Annotated in this window: 15 protein-coding genes and 1 pseudogene; 8 read left to right on the forward strand and 8 right to left on the reverse strand. The window is 67.2% G+C overall.

Translation table 11 applies throughout. From position 1 onward, the window contains the following. Positions 1–34: 34 nt before the first annotated feature. The 3 genes from IU448_RS15790 to IU448_RS15800 all read left to right on the forward strand — a co-directional run bounded on the left by IU448_RS15790 (position 35) and on the right by IU448_RS15800 (position 3,025). Positions 35–691 (forward strand): CatB-related O-acetyltransferase, encoded by a 657-nt coding sequence (locus tag IU448_RS15790; RefSeq protein ID WP_195056408.1) that lies wholly within the window; start codon positions 35–37, stop codon positions 689–691. A 66-nt stretch (positions 692–757) separates the two neighbouring features. Continuing rightward, the gene (locus IU448_RS15795) at positions 758–2,041 is read left to right on the forward strand and encodes an erythromycin esterase family protein (RefSeq protein WP_228813272.1); all 1,284 of its coding nucleotides are present in this window, start codon (positions 758–760) and stop codon (positions 2,039–2,041) included. Positions 2,042–2,533: 492 nt separating this feature from the next. Continuing rightward, entirely contained in the window at positions 2,534–3,025 is a 492-nt protein-coding gene (locus IU448_RS15800; protein ID WP_228813274.1) for a DUF4254 domain-containing protein, read from the forward strand. Positions 3,026–3,077: 52 nt separating this feature from the next. On the opposite strand, the gene IU448_RS15805 is transcribed toward IU448_RS15800, so the two are convergent. The 3 genes from IU448_RS15805 to IU448_RS28965 form a co-directional block, all read right to left on the reverse strand. Beyond that, a complete protein-coding gene (locus IU448_RS15805; RefSeq protein ID WP_195056409.1) occupies positions 3,078–4,205 on the reverse strand; it encodes a glycosyltransferase in 1,128 nt (375 codons plus the stop codon). A 416-nt stretch (positions 4,206–4,621) separates the two neighbouring features. Next, positions 4,622–5,251, reverse strand: a complete 630-nt coding sequence (locus IU448_RS15810; protein ID WP_195056952.1) for a hypothetical protein — start codon at positions 5,249–5,251, stop codon at positions 4,622–4,624. 536 nt (positions 5,252–5,787) lie between these two features. Then, a complete protein-coding gene (locus IU448_RS28965; protein WP_228813276.1) occupies positions 5,788–6,543 on the reverse strand; it encodes a hypothetical protein in 756 nt (251 codons plus the stop codon). A 992-nt stretch (positions 6,544–7,535) separates the two neighbouring features. Between IU448_RS28965 and IU448_RS15820 the strand changes: the two genes are divergently transcribed. After that, positions 7,536–8,126, forward strand: a complete 591-nt coding sequence (locus IU448_RS15820; RefSeq protein WP_195056953.1) for a hypothetical protein — start codon at positions 7,536–7,538, stop codon at positions 8,124–8,126. A 53-nt stretch (positions 8,127–8,179) separates the two neighbouring features. Here IU448_RS15820 and IU448_RS29735 read toward each other — a convergent pair. Further along, positions 8,180–8,743 (reverse strand): annotated as a pseudogene (locus tag IU448_RS29735) (T3SS effector HopA1 family protein); the annotation flags it as partial. A gap of 692 nt (positions 8,744–9,435) precedes the next feature. Here IU448_RS29735 and IU448_RS15825 point away from each other — a divergent pair. After that, positions 9,436–9,792: a hypothetical protein gene (locus IU448_RS15825; RefSeq protein ID WP_195056410.1), complete on the forward strand. Its 357-nt coding sequence runs from the start codon at positions 9,436–9,438 to the stop codon at positions 9,790–9,792. Positions 9,793–9,928: 136 nt separating this feature from the next. Further along, positions 9,929–10,861, forward strand: a complete 933-nt coding sequence (locus IU448_RS15830; RefSeq protein WP_195056411.1) for a hypothetical protein — start codon at positions 9,929–9,931, stop codon at positions 10,859–10,861. Between the two features lie 84 nt (positions 10,862–10,945). On the opposite strand, the gene IU448_RS15835 is transcribed toward IU448_RS15830, so the two are convergent. Then, positions 10,946–12,619: a hypothetical protein gene (locus tag IU448_RS15835; protein ID WP_195056412.1), complete on the reverse strand. Its 1,674-nt coding sequence runs from the start codon at positions 12,617–12,619 to the stop codon at positions 10,946–10,948. Between the two features lie 331 nt (positions 12,620–12,950). Between IU448_RS15835 and IU448_RS15840 the strand changes: the two genes are divergently transcribed. Then, complete coding sequence (locus tag IU448_RS15840) at positions 12,951–13,214, forward strand: hypothetical protein (protein WP_195056413.1); 264 nt, start codon at positions 12,951–12,953, stop codon at positions 13,212–13,214. Continuing rightward, positions 13,211–13,642 (forward strand): YbaB/EbfC family nucleoid-associated protein, encoded by a 432-nt coding sequence (locus tag IU448_RS15845; RefSeq protein ID WP_195056414.1) that lies wholly within the window; start codon positions 13,211–13,213, stop codon positions 13,640–13,642. The genes IU448_RS15840 and IU448_RS15845 overlap by 4 nt, the downstream gene beginning before the upstream one ends. 185 nt (positions 13,643–13,827) lie before the next feature. Here the strand turns inward: IU448_RS15845 and IU448_RS15850 are convergent, their stop codons facing one another. Genes IU448_RS15850 through IU448_RS15860 form a run of 3 tightly spaced genes read right to left on the reverse strand, consistent with a single transcriptional unit; the run spans position 13,828 to position 18,620 of the window. After that, complete coding sequence (locus tag IU448_RS15850) at positions 13,828–15,690, reverse strand: bifunctional diguanylate cyclase/phosphodiesterase (RefSeq protein ID WP_280457390.1); 1,863 nt, start codon at positions 15,688–15,690, stop codon at positions 13,828–13,830. Positions 15,691–15,706: 16 nt separating this feature from the next. Continuing rightward, entirely contained in the window at positions 15,707–17,851 is a 2,145-nt protein-coding gene (locus tag IU448_RS15855; protein ID WP_195056415.1) for an Rv1355c family protein, read from the reverse strand. Continuing rightward, on the reverse strand, positions 17,841–18,620 hold the full coding sequence (locus IU448_RS15860; protein WP_195056416.1) for a hypothetical protein: 780 nt from the start codon (positions 18,618–18,620) through the stop codon (positions 17,841–17,843). Before IU448_RS15860 ends, IU448_RS15855 begins: the two co-directional genes overlap by 11 nt. Between the last annotated feature and the right edge of the window lie 113 nt (positions 18,621–18,733).

Genomic DNA, 18,733 nt, shown 5'->3' on the forward strand with positions numbered 1-18,733 from the left:
GACCACAACTCACTGCACACAGAACGGATTCCGCATGCCCGAACAGCCCCCGGTCACCGCACCCACCGTGCTGCATCCGATGCCCGGACAGTCCCGCGTGGTACTGCTGAAACCGCTGGTCACCTCGCCGCTGATCGAGGTCGGTGAGTACTCCTACTACGACGACCCGGATGACCCCTGCGCCTTCGAAACCCGCAATGTCCGCTACCACTACGGTCCGGAGAAACTGATCATCGGCAAGTTCTGCGCCCTGGCCACGGGCGTGCGGTTCATCATGAACGGCGCCAACCACCGGATGGACGGACCGTCGACCTTCCCGTTCCCGACCATGGGCGGCGCGTGGTCGCGCCATGTCGATCTGCTCATGGATCTGCCGAATCGCGGCGACACCGTGGTCGGCAACGACGTCTGGATCGGATACGGCGTCACGGTGATGCCCGGAGTCAGGATCGGCCACGGCGCGATCGTCGGTGCGGGCTCCGTGGTGACTGCCGACGTCCCGGACTACGGCATCGTCGGCGGCAGTCCGGCCGGACTCATCCGCTTCCGTTTCAGCGCGGACGATATCGATCGCCTGCTGGCCCTCGCCTGGTGGGACTGGCCGATCGAACATATCGACGAGAACGTCCGCGCGATCATGTCCGGCACCGTCGACGACCTGGAGAAAGCGGCACGCGCACAGGGGTTGTAGCCACCATGTCGCCGCGCTCCCGCGCCCTTTCGCCGACCTGTACGACCCTCGGAATCGAACGAATATATGCCTGAATCACCCGGCCCCACCATGCTTGCCGACTGGATTCGCGACCATGCGATACCGCTGAAGCACCTCGACTCCGACGACCCACTCGATGACCTGGAACCGCTGCGCGAGGTCATCGGCGCCGCCCGTGTCGTCGCGATCGGCGAGAACTCGCACTTCATCACCGAGTTCGCGCGGATGCGACAGCGCATCCTGCGCTTCCTGGTCGAACGGTGCGGCTTCACCGTTCTGGCTTTCGAGTACGGGTTCAGCGAGGGCTTCCCCCTCGACGCCTGGGCACAAGGGGCGGGCGCCGACGACGAGCTGGCGACCCACTTGGCCGGGACGATCCCGGTGGGAGTCGGCGAGCCGTTGCGCTGGATCCGCCGGTACAACGCCACGGCAGCCACGCCGGTGCGTTTCGCCGGTATCGATATTCCGGCGGCGGGTGGTTCCCTGCTCCCTGCGCTGGGTCCGGTCGCCGACTATCTGCGCGAGGTCGATCCGGGGATGCTGCCGGAGGCCGAGACGGCGCTACGGATCGCCGCTTCCTTCGCCGGTGCCTCCGCGGCTTCGGCCGCGCCGGCCTGGACTCGGCTTCCGGCCGCCGACCAGGACGCGCTCACCGCGGTTCTGGCACGCCTGCTCATTCGCTTCCGAGCCGTCGAATCGCTGTACCTCTCGCGCGGCGATCAGCGCGGTTATGACATCGCCCGGCGTCAACTCGAAGCTGCCGTTACCGCCGACTACGGCTTCCGTGCGATGGCCGGCCTTTTCGCCGGAACCGGGCTCGCCGGCGATACTTCGGCCCGTGACTGCTTCATGGCCGAATCGGTACTTTGGCATCTGCAACGTTGCGCCCCTGCGGCGCGGATCGTCCTGGTCGCCCACAACGCCCACATCCAGAAAGAGCCGGTCTCTTTCGACGGTCACCTGACCGGTTTCCCCATGGGGCACTACCTGCACCGCGTCCTGGGTGACGGCTACTTCGCCCTCGGCCTGACCAGCACCGAAGGACATACCGCGGATATGCGCCCCGATGAAAGCGCGCCCTTCGGCTTCACTGTCGAACCCACGCCACTACATCCGCCCGAACGAGGAAGTATCGAAAGCTCGTTCACCGATGCCGGTCTCGGACCCGGCATCGTCGATCTTCGCCGCGCCCGCCACGAAGTCACCGGCGGTCCCGTGCCGGACCGCACACGACTGCAGAGCGCCTACCTCCATATCCCCGTCCTCGACGCCTTCGACGCCGTACTGAACACCGCGACCTCCACGGTGTCCGGTGACATCAGGCAGTGACCAGCCGCGCTCCCGCTATTCGCAGTAGGTCGTGCACACGCTGATGGTCGCCGATCGCAGGGGGTTTGCGACCGGAGTCACTGCTGTTCTGGCAGGTCTTCCGTCGCTGTGACGGTGGACCGAGCCCACACCCGGCAGCGCGGCGCCCCTGCAGCCTGTTGTGGAGCCGTCGGCCCGGGCAGCGAGCAGAACGCCCTGCTGCGGCCTTTCGCGCTGCACCGCAACGGATTGCGTTGATCCGCAGTACGCGTTCGGTTGCTTGTCCAGGGCGACGGTGCATCAGGCGGCGGCCGGCGGGCCCGCGGCCGTCACCGCAACCGGGGGAGGCCGAAGCCGGCCGGGACGTTCGATGAATGCCTTCGCGTGGTCGATGTTGCTCCAAAAAGCGAATGCAAGAGTGCGTTTCATCGGTGATCGGTGATGTACATCAACTATTGTCAGCGACTGAACAAAACCTATCCGATAGCGGTACGACCGAATCGAGAGCCGATCATGTTTGGACAGAGTGTGATGGTGCCGGGGGACGTTCGAACGGGGCGGCAGGTTGCGCCTCCGTGGGGCGGGCTGCCGACAGCCACGCAGTTGCTGTGCAGTTTCCAGGGGACGAAGTTCGCAGATCACGAACTGCTGCGCTCGGCGCACGCACTGGCGGCGCTGCATGCGCGCCGGATCACCATGCAGGACAGTCGCCTGGTCGCCGAAATGGACCAGCGCCGCCGCGAATTGATCGAGGATATCGACGAGTGGTTTCACGAACGCGGACCGCGCCTGCTCGACGGGCTGATCCATACCGAAACGCTGGGTGCTGTGATCGATCGGCTGGCCTGGCGCTGGGTGGATGCCAACCAGATGGTCGAAACCGACGGCGCGCGCGATCAGTACGCACGTAAACGCTGGCACCGCCTGGCCGAGCTGATCGACGGGTACACCGAACTGGCCGGCGATATAGTCGGCGGCCGCAGGCGGTTTCCCGGCCGGATGTGAGACTGCCACACCGGCGCTCGATCGCCGCCGATCGAGCGCCGCAGCCGGTTGATCAGCGGTCCAGAACCGACAGCATTCCCGATACGGCGGCCGGCCAGGTGAACTGTTCGGCCCGCTGCCGGGCCGCGTCCCGGCGTCGGGCGGCCGGCCGGGCGAGAACATCGGTGACGGCATCGGCGAACGCCGCCGGGTCGTCGGCGGCCACCGCGCCGCACTCGGCGGTCACGATATCGGCCAGGGCCGAGGACCGGCTGGCCACCACCGGCGTACCCGCGGCGAGGGCCTCCAGTGCGGCAAGGCCGAACGTTTCGTGCGGACCGGGTGCGAGCGAAATATCGGCAGTGGCCAGCAATCTGGCCACCTCGGCGCGATCGGTGATGAATCCGGTGAAATGGACCGCGGGCACACCGTCCGCGAGCACCGGCACCGATCGGGCCCGCCGCTCCAGTGCTTCTCGCCGCGGCCCGTCACCGGCGACCACCAGGCGCGCTTCCACCCCACCGCGGCGCAGCTCGGCGATGGCCTCGATACTGCGGTCGACCCGTTTCTCCACCGACAGCCGCCCGCAGTGCACCAGCAGCGGATGGCCGGGCACACCGAGGTCCGCCCGCAGGCCGTGATCGTGCCGTTGCGGACTGAACAGGTCCAGATCGACGCCCAGCGGAACCATCTCGACATTGGACGCGCCGATACGCCGGAATTCGGCGCGGGCGAATTCCGTGGTGCAGACAACCATGTCGTACTGATCGGCCGTGTGCCGGTTGGCGATATCGGCGAGGCGACCGGCGTATCGGCGGGGCATGAGCTGTCCCAGCAGGCGGTCGAGCCGTTCATGCGAGATCATCACGCCGGCGACGCCCCGGCGGCGGGCCCAGCGCCCGAAGCCCCGCAACGTCAACCGGTCGGAGACCTCCAGCGCGTCGGGCCGCAGCCCGGCCAGGGTGTCGGCCACCCGCCGTGGGTCGGCGGCACGGTAGCCGCCGGTCCACGGAATCGGCAGAGCGGGCAGGGTGATCCGCACGACCCCGTTCGGCAAGGTTTCCTCGAGCCGGCGCGGACCGGGGACGATCAGCACGACTTCGTGGCCGGCGGCCACATATCCCGCGCCCAGGTGGTGCAGCGCGGTACGCAAACCGCCGGAGCGCGGCCCGTAGAAATTGGCCAATTGCACGATGCGCACGCCGCCGATCGTCGCGGGGTCCGGGTGCCCGCCGGAACCGGGCCGTTGAATCGGCGGTTAACACCTGGTGGTATTCGAGTGCGACGGCTATGGGTTCCACGCTCTCGCCCACCACGCCGCGCGAATGAACGGCCGCTCCGATGCTCGACTTCACGATGGCGAGATAGACCCTTCTGACCAGGCGAAGGGCGGAGGGTTTTGCTTCCTGGATGGCTTCGCCGCACTTCTTTCCGTTGGCGAACCCGGCCGTGGTGTGCGTGGCGAGATGCGTGCCCGAGGGGTGCCGCCGGTGCCACTGTCCACGCGGTGGACGGTCACTGTTGCCGGACGGCGCTTGCGGTCGGCCACCCGTGAACCGGCCCGCACGAATCACAGTATGTCGCCGAGTTGGTCGGCGTATGTCCGGGGCGCGAGCGCTAGCCGGTTCCCGTGCCCGTGCCCGTGCCCGTGCCGGAACCGGAGCCGGAACCGGAGCCGGAACCGGTGCCTGTGCCGGTGTCGGAGTCGGTGCCGGTGCCTGTGCCGGTGTCGGAGTCGGTGCCGGTGCCTGTGCCTGTGTCGGAGTCGGTGCCGGTGCCTGTGCCGGTGTCGGAGTCGGTGCCTGTGCCTGTGCCGGTGTCGGAGTCGGTGCCGGTGCCTGTGCCTGTGTCGGAGTCGGTGCCGGTGCCTGTGCCTGTGTCGGAGTCGGTGCCGGTGCCGGTGCCTGTGCCTGTGTCGGAGTCGGTGCCGGTGCCTGTGCCTGTGTCGGAGTCGGTGCCGGTGCCTGTGCCTGTGCCGGAGTCGGTGCCGGTGCCTGTGCCTGTGTCGGAGTCGGTGCCCGTGCCCGTGTCGGAGCTGGAGTCGGTGCCCGTGTCGGAACCTGTGCCGGTATTGGCATCCGCGCTTTCACCGGTGTCTGGTGCGGGGGCGGCTGAAGGCGGAGCAGTTGGTGCCGGGGCGGGATGGGGACCAGAGGCCGGCCTGCCTTCGTCGACCTCGGACTCCGATTCGCTATCGCGATCGTCGGCATGGTCGCCGAGCGCTGCCCCCATACTGGCCATTGCCATAGCGGCAGCTGCCGCCCCGAGGAACAGCCCCGTCCCGCCCGCGGGATTGGCACCTGCGCCAGAGCCGCTGCCGGTACTTCCACCGGGTCCCGGCCCCGGTGTCGGCTCGGGTGTTGGCACTGGGTCGGGTGTTGGCACTGGGTCGGGAGTTGGCACTGGGTCGGGAGTTGGCACTGGGTCGGGGGTCGGTACTGGGTCGGGGGTCGGCGCCGGGGCGGGGGGAGGTGTTGGCACCGGGCCGGGAGTGGGTACCGGACCCGGGGTCGGTGGGAGCACAGGGTTCGGTGCGGGCACCGGACTCGGCGTAGGTGGCGGGCTCGGAGTCGTCGGTACCGGGCGCGGCGTGGGCGTCGGACTCGGCGTGACCGGGCCCGGCTCGGGATTTTCTGCTCCCGAACCCGAATCGGGATCTGTGCCGCTGCCGCTGCCGGAATCGGACTCGTCGCTGGGGTCGGAATCGGAATCCTGCCCGAAAAGGGAATCGCCGGCGAGAGCGAGTCCGAGGACCGCAGCACCCACAGCCCCGACACCGACAATCATTCCCGTCCGATTGCGGCTACTGCTGTTGCTGGAGTCAGGGTTTGCCGGATTGGATGGGCTTGCTGGGTCGGCCGGGTCGGCTGGGTCGGCTGGGTCGGCTGGGTCGGCTGGGTCGGCCGGGTCGGCCGGGTCGGCTGGGTCGGCCGGGTCCGCTGGGTCGGCCGGGTCCGCTGGATCGGCCGGGTCCGCTGGATCGGTTGGATCGGCTGGGTCGGCCGGGTCCGCTGGGTCGGCTGGGTCGGCTGGATCGGCTGGATCGGCTGGATCGGCTGGGTCGGCTGGGTCGGCTGGGTCGGCTGGATCGGCTGGGTCGGCTGGGTCGGCTGGGTCGCGTGGGCGTGCCGGGTCGGCTGGGTCGGCTGGATCGGCAGGGTCGGCTGGATCGGCTGGGTCGCGTGGGCGTGCCGGGTCGGCCGGGTCGGCAGGGTCGGCTGGATCGGCAGGGTCGGCTGGATCGGCTGGATCGGCTGGATCGGCTGGGTCGGCCGGGTCCGCTGGGTCGGCTGGATCGGCTGGGTCGGCTGGGTCGCGTGGGCGTGCCGGGTCGGCTGGGTCGCGTGGGCGTGCCGGGTCGGCTGGATCGGCTGGGTCGCGTGGGCGTGCCGGGTCGGCTGGGTCGCGTGGGCGTGCCGGGTCGGCTGGATCGGCTGGGTCGCGTGGGCGTGCCGGGTCGGCTGGGTCGCGTGGGCGTGCCGGGTCGGCTGGATCGGCTGGGTCGCGTGGGCGTGCCGGGTCGGTGCTCGGCTCGTCACCGGTCAGGTTCAAATGGGGCTGGTCTGGATTGATATTCCGGTTACGTAGCTGCTCTTCGGCATTTCGGACGAAATCATAGAAATCGCCACCGTTTTCATTGGTGGTTTCTAATGCGTCTGATACCGCCGATATCAGTTGTTGATCGAAGGTCCGGTTTTCGTTCGTGGTCTCGGATACGATGCCGACACCGTCGAGGACTTGGTGTGTACCCGGCCGTACAGGATGCAGGAACGCATTCGGATTGTTATCGGCATACCCCCGGAGCCATTCGGTCACCAGGTTCACGTGCTCTGAGTCTCCTACGCCGATTACTATTTCCCTACCGAAGAACGGGGTGCCTGTGATCGCTCCGGCTACGCCCGGGAATTCCGTAGGATTGTCGAGTACATTATGCGTAAAGTCACGCAGCAATCCCGGTGCCGACTCCGGGGCTGCGTTTATGGTGACAAAATAGCTCACGTCGAACGGAGGTTCCGTGCTTTCGTCTCTGATGAACCCGATCGCCTCCGGTGTTTCATGGAACGCTTCGCCCGGTCGGTAATCGGCCCACTGGCTTCCGCCGCGCGGATACACACTGAAAACGCCATCGGCGCGCTCTGAGGATATCTGTTGGACTTCGTCAATCAAGGTGTGCGGGTCGTAAGCGGACTCTGATGCACGCCGAGGAAAATAGGCTTCGCTATAGGCTTCGCTATAGGGGTCGTAACTATCGTTTTCTATATAGCTTCTGCTATAGACATCACGCACATCATTTTCTGTATACCTCCCGTCCAGCACGCGCCTCAGCGAACTGTCTCTCCATACGTCTTTAAGGAAATTGTCGAGGCTTTCCCGGGAGAGCGGTGGTGGCTCCTGACCGTTGCGGCGGTAGGACTGTTCGCGTAGCTCGAGCAGGTCTTCGAATGGTCTGGGTGGGTCCAGTGTTTCCCATAGTTCGCGGATTGATCGGGGCTGGTCGAACAGGTCCGGGTGGTCTTCGAGTACTGCTGCTGTGAGGTCGTCCGGCCTGCCTTCCGGGGTGTTCGGTGGTGTCTCGGGTTCGGGTGTGTTCTGTGGTGTCTCGGGTTCGGGTGCGGACGGTGGTGTCTCGGGTTCGGGTGTGTTCTGTGGTGTCTCGGGTTCGGGTGTGTTCGGTGGTGTCTCGGGTTCGGGTGTGTTCTGTGGTGTCTCGGGTTCGGGTGTGTTCGGTGGTGTCTCGGGTTCGGGTGTGTTCGGTGGTGTCTCGGGTTCGGGTGTGTTCGGTGGTGTCTCGGGTTCGGGTGTGTTCTGTGGTGTCTCGGGTTCGGGTGTGTTCTGTGGTGTCTCGGGTTCGGGTGTGTTCGGTGGTGTCTCGGGTTCGGGTGTGTTCTGTGGTGTCTCGGGTTCGGGTGCGGACGGGGGTGTCTCGGGTTCGGGTGCGGACGGGGGTGTCTCGGGTTCGGGTGCGGACGGGGGTGTCTCGGGTTCGGTGGTTCTGGGTGGGACTGCAGGGGCGGTGGGTTCGGTGGTTCCGTGGGCCGGTGGGACGGCCGGGGTGGGGGGTTCGGTGGTCCTCAGGGCAGGTGGGACGGTTCTCGGCTCGTCACCGGTCAGGCGCAGGTAGGGTTCATCCGGGTCGACTCGCTGATCACGGAGCCGGTCTTCTGTATTGCGGACGAAATCATTGAAGTCTCCGCCGGTCTGCCTGGTCTCGTTCAATGCCTCGGAAATAGCGATCGCGCGCTGCGATCCGAAACTCACGCCGTCGGCTTTCGGGTGGGCGCCGATGCCTACGCCGTCCATTACTTGATGGGTTATCGGAGGCGTGGAAGGTAAGAATATTCCAGTATTTTTCTTGGCGTATCCCTGAAGCCATTCGGTGACACGATCGGCATGCTCGATATCCTTGACGTAGACCACAATGTTCTCAGAGCGCATCATGCTGGGGCCGGCGATCTTGGCGCTGTATAATCCAGGGTAATCTTTCGGCCGGTCGAGCACCTCATGGACGAGGTCCCGCATCAATCGCGGTGCTGCATCTGCTTTCGTGTTGATGTAGACGCGATACCCGATCTCCCCACGGGGAATAGCCTCTGTGAGTCTGCTGAAGTGCAGAAAGTACACGTCATTCGGGTTGATGCCGTCACCCGGAAAGTGTATCAATGGTCCTTTGCCCTGGACCTCGACGACATTCCCATATTCCCCCCGTCCTGTCGTCAGCATCGAGTCGATCCCGGCCATGTATGCGGCCGCATCGGGAATAGAATCATTCTCCTGTAGAGCGGTATACAGGTCGTAGACATCGCGCCAATTCGATACAGCGCCTTCGGCGTTCCACACGTCATGGAGGAAATCGTCGAGGCTTTCGCGGGACAGTGGTGGTGGCTCCTGGTTGTTGTGGCGATAGGATTGTTCGCGTAGCTCGAAGAGTTCGTCGAATGGTCTGGGGGGGTCCAGTATTTCTCGTAGTTCGCGGATTGATCGGGGTTCGCTGAACAGGTCGGGGTGGTTTTCGAGTATTGCTGCTGTGGGGTCGTCCGGTGTGTTCTGTGGTGCGTCGGGTTCGGGTGTAGCCGGGGGTGTTTCGGGTTGGGTGGGTGCGGTTTCGGGGTTCGGTGGTAGGTGGGGGGTCCCTGGCGTTGCAGAATCGCCGGGGGCGGCCGCGACCGGGGGCGGGGTCTGGTGGTTCGACTGGTTCGCCGGGGTGTCCGGCACCGGTGGCGGGGAGCTGTCGAGACCGGCGGTCACTGCGGGCGGGCGCGACCCGGTTGCCGGTGGTGGCACAGGAGGCGGTGTATTGTCTCGGCCGCTCTGAGGTGGTGTGGCCGTCTCGGGAGCCTTGGGCGGGTGGGCTGCCGCGGGCGGGCCGGCCGGATCCGGAGTAGCAGTGCCGGAGACCAAGCTCGAGGGCTTCGGTGGTACGGAGCCGTGGGGTGCGGAGCCCTGCTGGGCCGGGTGTGGTGGCGCGGCTGGAGGAGGCGGCGGAACCGCGCGGGCACCTGGGGCGGACTCGTTGGGTACCGAGCTTTCGGGCGGCACCGCACGGTGTGGGCCAGGGCTCTGCGGTGCGGCATGCGGTGGTGGTGCGGCATGCGGGGGTGGTGCCGCCGGTGGTGGTGGGGCATGCGGGGGTGGTGCCGCCGGTGGTGGTGGGGCATGCGGGGGTGGTGCGGCCGGTGGTGGTGGGGCATGCGGGGGTGGTGCGGCCGGTGGTGGTGGGGCATGCGGGGGCGGTGCGGCCGGTGGTGGTGCGGCATGCGAGGGCGGTGCGGCCGGTGGTGGAGGTATGACCGGTGCGCTGGGTTCGTCGGTGCGGCCCGGTGAGCGGTTGCCGGGCGAAGGGGTGGGAGCCGGTGGCTGTGTGCTGGGGCCTCCGTCGGGGGGCGGGGGTCCGCTCGCCGTGACAGTTCCCGGTGGGGTGAGTGGTTGGGCGAATACCGATGCCGCGCCGACGAAGCCGCCGGCGAAACCGGTGATCAGGGCGGTTTTGATTTCGGTGGCTGTCGGCATCCGGCGAGTGGCGGCCACTTGCGCGCCCACGCTGGCCGCGCCGCCACCGATGCCGCCGACTCCGCCGATCAGCAGGGCGCCCGAGATCCGGGCGCCGTAGCGCACGGCATTGGACGACGACGCACCTGCGAGACGCTGCATGGCCTTGTTGATGCTGGGTGCGAAGCGCAATGCGGTCAGTACGCCGGCGCCGCCGCCGACCGCGCCTATGAAGGTGGAGCGCCCGACATTTCCCCAGTCGATTTCGTCTCGGGTGCCGTAAACTTCCTTCTGCCATGCCTGAGCGCCGAAATCGACGAGGGCTCCGGTTCCCGCGCCCAATCCGACGCCGATCGCGGTGACTTTCGCCAGCGGAATGCCGGCGCGTTGCGCCGCGGCCGTCGCCCCCGCGGTTTTGACTCGTCCCGCGGCGGCCCGGCTCGCGGCCCGCCACGCGGTTTCGGCTGCCGCTCGGTCGGCCGCGGCCTTCGCACTGCCCACCCCTACCAGGGCGATATCGATGGCCAACTGTGCCAGGAGCGCGATTCCGGTGAAAATGACCAGCAGTTTCGTGTACTCGATATCGCGAGCTGTCGTGTTCAGCTGGTCGGCCATGACCCGGCAGCATCGCGCCGTGTTATAGAGGTCTTCGGCGAGCTGTTTGTTACGCGCTGCCTTCGATTCGGTGGCCTGGCCGGAGACGGCCGATTGTTCCTGGCCGGCGGTCTTCGCGTGCTGAACGGCGATCGCATCACAGGTGTCGGCGGTGTTGGTGTATGCGACCGCGACCCGCCGCATGGCCTCTTCGTCGCCTTCCGGGAAGTGACCGGCGCAGGCCGTCACCAGCCAATCCGGAAACTCGGGCGGTAACTGGATGGTCACCGCGCGCCGTCCGGCGTCTCGTCATCGGTGCCGGCAAGAGTCGCCGGAGTCTCGGTATGCAATCGAGAACCCTTAAGGCTTCGCCGTTTCCACGAGCAAACGTCGCAGGATGTGGGCGGGTGTTGCGGCTTCTTTCCGGTGTAGCTGTACTTGTACGAAAGCGTCCGCCAGCGCCGGCCCCGGATCGAATCCACTGTTCGGCGAATCGCCGCCACTCCCACTGCCGCGCCACTGGCGGTATCCGTGCACCACGCTGCCCAGTGTCTCCGTGTAGAGGTCGGCGCCGCGCAGCGCGAGGTACCCGGCGATGAGTTTGCGCTGTGCGACCCGGCGTGCGCGCAGACCGCCGAGGATATCGAGCGCGTGGCCGAGTTCTCGCACGATCGCGCAGTACACGGGCCGTTCTTCGATTCCACGGACCGACGCTCCGGCTGCTGCCGCGGCGCGGACTTTTTCGGCGTAGAGCCCGGGCCTGCATGCGACCGCGTGGTGCAGTGTCAACTGCCTGATCTGAGTCTGCGGCCCGTGCTCGCCGGGCACCTCGCCCCATTCGAGCCGGGTGACATCTTCTCCGCAGTCGCCGATCACGAATTCGCCGAGTGCCAGGTAGGGGTGTTCGGTGAGTACGTCATCGAGTGCCACCGCGATTTCGTGGCGGACGTCCGGTGTGATTCCCGGAGCGTCGAGGCCGACGACTCGTAACTCGTGCCGAGCGGCCAGTGCCTGTACGAGGAACTGACTCGCTCGCTCGGCAGCGTGTTCGGATTCGGTTTGCCCGGTGGCATCGTGTGCGGCGTTCGCCGGGACGGCCTCGCGGTTGTCGCGCTTGTCCTTACGTTTCGCCTGGGGCGGAGGCGGGGACGGCGGACGTGCTCCGCCTGGATCGGTGGCCGGCGCGGAGACCTTGCTCGGTGGTCCGGCGGGCGCTGCGCTGCGTGACCAAGGTGTGCTGGGCCGTTGTCGTTCGGTGGCACCTGGGTTGTCGGGTTTCGCGGTTTGGGCGCGTGTCGGCGAGGTGACCGCTGCGCGATCGGGAGTTCGGGTTGCGGCCGGCGGCGTGCCCGCAATGTTCTGCCCGGCGGTTGTGGCCGGTGCGGCCCCGCCCAGTGGTCGGTCTTCGGCGGTCGGGGCGCCGTTTTCGGCGGCCGTCGGTTCGGTGGCGTGTGGATCGTCCGGCGAACCCGGCCGATTTGCGGGTTTCTCGGCGCTCGGGAAGTCATCGGCCGCGGTGTTCGAAATGTCTGGCGGGGTGGCCGTGGGATCGGCGGCAGCCGTGGGTGCCGGTGGTGTCGCGAGTGAATGGTCGGGAGTGACGGTTGTCGACGCCGGCGTGATCTGGTCCGCGATGGGTTGCGCGGTGACCCCGGTGGGTGCTGGTGGTGTTGCGTCGATCGTGGCGGGTACGGAGGTCGCGGGGGTGCGGTCGTGCAGGGCCACCGCCTCCCGGATCGTTGCGAAACCGTCCCGGTCCGCGTCGCCGAGGTTGCGGGCGATGCCGTTGACGAGATTCCCCTCTTCGACGAGGCTTTGGACTGTTTTCGCCAGACTGTCGAGTACTCGCTGGGAGTCGGGCCGATAGGTCTTTTCGAAGTGGCGGCCGGGCTCGTCGTTGCCCCAGAACTCCCCCTCTTCGGCGACAACGGTTTTCAGGTCTTCTTGCGCCCGGCGTGCCAGGTCGCCCAAGGATTCGTACTCGCGTGTGAGCGAATGAAGTCGATCCTCATCGATCCGCAGCGAATGCCCCACAGCGATCTCCTCATCTACCGTCCATGATTGTTCCGTGCCGGGGCCCGGTTTCCCGCTACCGGGAAGATTCGGTGGGGCCGCGCGGAGGAGACATCGCCGGTGGCGTGGAAGCGAGTTCGTTGATCGGGGGTGAATCCTGGATGTGCGTTAAAATTCGGGCAACTGAAGCCGGCGGTCGGTAGTTCGGTCGCTGTCGGGCCCGGCACGCGGGCTCCGCACCAACATCGCGCGACTACGGTATCGACGCTCCGGCTGTGCGGGGTCGCTCCCTCGGTGTGCGAGTGCGTCGGTGCCCGCGCATCAAGGTTACGAACCGAGCGGGAGTAGAGATATGAGCGATTCGGAGTTGCCCGAGTCCCGTGAAATCGTGCTGCGGCTGCTGCGGGGCGATATCAACCCGGTCGATGATTACATTCTCTTCATGGAGGACATCGTGCTGTTTGCGGTGGCCAGCGTGGACGAGGTGGATACCGAATGGCTGCTGGGCCATATCGCAGATACGACATGGCCCTATGAGCGGCGGGCGGATCTTGCGGCCATGATGGTCAGGCATCGGTCCGAAGCGTTCGCGGTGCTCGGCGAGGCTCCACGGTGACGGATCCGTCGCCGGGCCGGGACATGGATGAGGTCAATCGGCAATTGCGTGCGGAAGTCCATCGGGCGATGGACGCCTACGAGGATCAAATCGCGCGATTGGCCGAGATCCGCGGGCATTTGGATACGGTGCGTATCCAAGCCCGTTCCGTCGATGGGCAGGTCGAGGTGAGCGTCGACTCCGCGGGGATTGTGGTGGAGATCGAACTGCAGCAAGCCGCCCTGCGGGAGAAACCGAATGCGCTCGCGCGCAAGATCACCGAGGTGGCGCGCGAGGCCGCCCGGTACGCGGAGAAATACCGGATCGAGGCGCTCGCGCCGATCACCGAGATCGTCGGTGCGATGCCGGATCTTCCGGATCTGATTCCCGGGGCGCCGAGCCTGCGGGAACCGTTTCCGCCGGAGGACCCGGAAGAATCCACATCGTGAACCGCCGGGGTTGCCGATAGCTGGGTCGGCCTGGAGCCGGTAAAGCGTACGGGCGGCCCTTGGCCGGTATGGGGCGAGGGTCGCTTCGTGTTGTGTCGGCCGATCGAGAGCCGACCGTGTGTGGACCAGATTGTGCTGGTGCCGGGTGACGCTCGAACTGGACGGGTCGCGCCCGATGGGGCGGACTATCGGTCGGGCCGGCCGCGGCCGGAGCGCGGCAGGTCGAGATTAAGCGGGATCCGGCCCACGCTCAGATGTTCACCGACCTCGTCGGCGGGCAGCGGCCGGGCGATGAGGAAGCCCTGGGCCCGGTAGCAGCCCAGCCCGACCAGGGTGCGGGCGGCGACCGGCGTTTCCACGCCCTCGCCCACCACGCCGAGCCCGAACGATCCGGCCAGTCCGATGATCGATTTCACGATGGCGAGATCGTCGGTGCTGGCCCCGAGCCGCTGGACGAATCCGCGGTCGATTTTCACCGCGTCCACCGGTAGCGCTTTCAGATGCGACAGCGAGGAGTACCCGGTGCCGAAATCGTCGATGGCGATCTGGACGCCCATCCGTTTGAGCCCGCGCAGTGTTACCTGGGTGCGAGCCAGATCCTGCACCACCACATGTTCGGTGATCTCCAGGCAGATGGAGCTGCCGTCTATTCCGAAATGGCGCAGGATGTCCTCGATCCGCTCGACGAAATCCAAGCTCACCAGCTGCACCGGGGAGACGTTGATCCGCATGACCATATTTGTGGCCAAGCCCTGGCGGCGCCAGCGCGCGAACTGCGCGCAGGCCGTGCGGATAACCCAGCGGCCCAGTTCACCGGCCAGATTGGTGGCCTCGGCGACGGTGACGAACGCTCCGGGTGGCAGCAGGCCGCGGGTGGGATGCAGCCAGCGGACCAGGGCCTCCATCGCGACGATACGGCCGGTGCGCAGATCGACCTCGGGCTGGTAGTGCAGGATCAGCGATCCGTCGGAGACCGCGCTGCGCAGGTTGAGCTCCACATCGTCCTGGAGTTCGAATTGGGCGCGCATCGCGTCGGTGAACAGGGCGACCCCGTTGCCGCCGCCGGACTTGGCCGACAGCAGGGCGTGGTCGGCGCGTCGCAGCACATCGGCGACGGTGGTCTCGCCGGGTATCCCCACCGCCACGCCGACGCTGGCGCCGCGGCTCACCGATTCACCGCCGACCATCACCCGGCGGCTGATGAGTTCCCGGATCCGGGTCGCCTCGTGTTCGGCGGCGACGGTGTCCATGGGTTTGGCGGGGACGATCACGAACTCGTCACCGCCGAGGCGGGCGATCATATCGTTGGGGTCGAGATTGTCCTGGAGCCGTTCGGACAGGGTGCGGATGAACTTGTCACCCGCGGTGTGGCCGAGGAAATCGTTGAGGGCTTTGAGCCGGTCCAGGTCGAGGAAAAAGGCGGCGACGGGGCCGGGGCTACCGGCCCGTAACCGCTGTTCCATATGTTCGAGGAGCGCCCGCCGGTTCGACAGTCCGGTCAGATCGTCGTGCAGGGCGATGAACCGCAGCTGTTCCTCGGCTTCCACGCGGGCCTGCAATTGGGCGAACAGGGTGGCTATCGCCTTGAGTACATTGAGTTCGCGATTGCTCCAGTCGCGGTCCCCGACCTTGACGAACCCGAGTAGTCCGGTGGATTTTCCCCGGGAGACCAGTGGGACGGCCGCGGAGCTGATATCGCCGAGCCCGGAGGCGGAGTGGATGGTCTGCTGATAGTCGGCGGCGCTGGCCGGGACCAGGAACGGTTCGGTGGCGTGCTCGAGTGACCGGAACACCGAATCGGCCTGGTCGAAATACACGACTTTGAGCGGATCGGGCTCCGGCACGTCCTGACGCGGCGGCCATTCGGCCACCAGCACCGTCGACCGGTTCTTGGGGTCGTTGTGCCGCAGGTAGCTGAAGTCCACATCGAAGTAATCGATCAGCATGGCCAGCACCTGCTCGGTCGCCGACACCATGGTCGCCGAATCGACGCCCATCAGCTCCGCGGCGACCTCAGTCACCAGCGAGTCGAGTGTCCGCCGAGGCACCTGATCTCCGATCACACTAACCGCGGAGCTCTCCGCCCGGTACCGGGCGACGCATGCTCCGCACGCTGGCAGCTGCCGCGTAACTCAGGCGTAGTACCAGCGCCACGCTTTCTTGTTCCGGCACTTCCAGTAGTTCCAGGAAACGATCCTGAAGTGTGGACAGTCTATCCGCGTACGCCGGAGAAAGTGCATCCAGTTCGGTACGGGTTTGCGAAAACAGGAACACCGGTGACATCGGCTGCACCGCCAGACCCGACCGCTGCGCCTCGATCCAGACCCGGCCGACCGCCGCCCCGGCCCGGGCGTAACCGGTCAATCCGCCGCCCCGGGGGCCGGGTTCCCGGGAGAAGGTGACGGCGACCACGGCCGAACTGGACCGCACCCGGTCGCGGGCGTAATCGCCGAGTGCGGCGCCGGCCGACCAGCTGTGCAATTGGGCCATCACATCGGCGCGTCGCCCGATCTGCATGGCGGCTCGTTCGTCGGGGGCCAGCTCCAGCGAACGGGCGTCGATACCGTCGGTGAGGTCGTCGCCGGGCCGGCGCATCTCCGCGAACATTTCCCGGTGCAGCTGCGGAGTGAGGTAGCGAACCCGGTCGGATTCGGCCAGTACCTCGGCCATCGCGCTCAGCGCCGCGGAATCGGTGATGGTTCGCAGCCGGGCGTCCTCGGCGGCGGCCGCGGCCGCGAGGCCGGTCAGGACGGGGGGCGGGATACGGCCGCCGTGGCCGATCCGGCGGTTGGTCTCCCGGGCGAGCGCGTACGGGTAGTCCGCGGCCAGCGCCGGGTCGGTCCCGGTGCCGGGACGGAACACTGCGGTGAGCGGGGCGTCCGGGGTTTCGGTGAATTCATGGGGACCGAGCCGGTCGCAGGCCGCCGCCGCGACGCGCGCGTTGTACAGTGCGGCGCCCACCGCGACGGCGCTGCCGCGATACCCGATATCCATGGCGGTGGTGTACTGCGGGTCGAGGACGATCCGGATTTCCCGGGCCGCGACGTGCAGCGACCACGGCTGGACGTTTCCGCCCGAGGGCGCCCGTTGCGCGCAGTGCAGGATCCGGTCGAGCGGCGCCGTGGGCGCCGGATCGGCTTCGGTGTCCGCGCCCGGTTCGTCGATATCGAGGTCCGGGTCGGCGAGGGTGTCGAGGCCGTGTTCGATATCGAGCCGGACGCGACCCGACCGCAGCGGCCTGCCCAGCCCGATCCGGCGCACCGCCGTAGCCACACTGGCCGCACCGAGTGCGACGTCGCCCCCTAGTTGCGGCCAGCTGTTCAGGGTTTCGCCCACCTCGACCAGACTGCCCGCCATCCGGGCGGACAGGTCGCGGGCGCCGAGCAAGCCCACGACATAGGGCGCCTTGTCCCGGGTGGACAGGCCGCGCAGCCGGGTGGCCGCGATATCACCGAGCAGGCCGTGGAAGGGCTGCCGGTCCGGTTCGAGATCGAAACGTTCCACATCGAGCAGGCCGCGGTCGCTGGTCTCCATGATCAGCGGCAGTCGGCGGCGCCGGGCCGATTCCCGCAAAAGCAGTTTGATATCCAGGGAATCGCATTCCTCGACAACGATTCCCAGTCCTTCGACGAAATCGTCGACGGCGTACGGGTCCAGTCCGCTGCCGCGCACTTCGACCGGCAGATAAGGATCCAGTTCGGCGATCCGGCGGGCCGTGACGATCGCTTTGTTCACGCCGATATCGAACAGTCCGGCGGGGACCCGATTGAGGTTGGACAGTTCGAGTTCGTCGAAGTCGGCGAGCCGCAGCGCACCGCACGCCCCCTCCTGGGCCAGCGTGTAGGCGATGGCGTGTCCCACGCTCTGGCCGACCACGCCGACCGTGAGGGTGCGCAATCGCTCCTGTTCGGCGCGGGTGAGCTTGTTGCGATTGCGGTCGAGCCGGATCGCGCGGAAGGTCCGGGGGCCCGGCAGGACCAGGACGCTGCGCCGCCACGGGTAGTACACCCAGCGGTCGTCCGCCGGGCCCTCGCCGGTGTCCGGCGGATCGTTGAGCCTGCCGAACTCGGCGGCCAGCAGACCGCGTAGATCATTGAATTCGATATGCGGTGTGGCCCGCAATCCGGCCAGGGCCCGCTCGTCGTCGGAATCGCGCGGGTCGAGGATCAGCGGCCGGTATTCCACCCCGAGGTCTGCTTCACCGACCATGTGACCGGCTTTCCTCCCCACCGTGGCACAGCGGCCGGGCGGGCCGCGAGAACCTCGGTTCAGCTAATCCCATAGCGCGAAGTTCACCACGCATCATCAAATACTGCAACCTGTCAGCAAATACTGGATATGTACTGGTGTCCCACCAGATCGGCACTGTTCGGTAGCGTTCGTCCGGGTACGGCACGGACGGGATCGCCTGGGCGACGACACCGCCGCTGGCGCGATGCCGTTCGGTGGTGAAGGAGGCGACGGTCGCGAAACCGTAGCGGGCACCCAGTAGATGGGGAGCGTGCGCTATACAGCGGGAGATCGCGGCGGCCAGCTCGTTGCGGCGGGCGGCCCGGCGGTCGACCCAGGCCGCCCGGGATTCGACCACGCCCCGGGGCAATCGCCGGGCCATCATGAGGTTCAGGTCCGCCGCGCCCGGCCGGCCGGCCCACGGCCGCAGCGAATCGATCTCCGTGACCCCGGTGTACGGACCCTGGACCCGCAGCCCGCCGACCACGGCGCCCGCGGTATCGGTGGCGGCGAAGAACAGGGCCGTCGACGAACCGTCGGCGATGGTGTCGTATTCCAGTACTTCTTCGTTGCCGAAGTGCCGATAGGCTTCCCGGGCGCCGGTCAGGTACCGGTGCCAGAGATCGGGGGAGTGTTCCGGGGTGGTGGCGCAGAATTCGTAGCCGGAGACGTGGTCGCGAAATCCCGCAGCGCGGCCGTGGCGCGGGTGAGGGTCTTCGTGGCCGACTGCGATCGTTTCGACAGTCATGGGAGTTCCTACTCTTTCGCCGTGGACCCGGTGGGTTCACGGGATTTGTTGTCCAACAGCTCGTCCGACGCCCCGGCTCGCCGACGTGCCCAGTGCAGTATCCGTCATCGAAA

This window comes from Nocardia flavorosea (assembly GCF_015477805.1).
Lineage (GTDB): Bacteria > Actinomycetota > Actinomycetes > Mycobacteriales > Mycobacteriaceae > Nocardia > Nocardia flavorosea_A.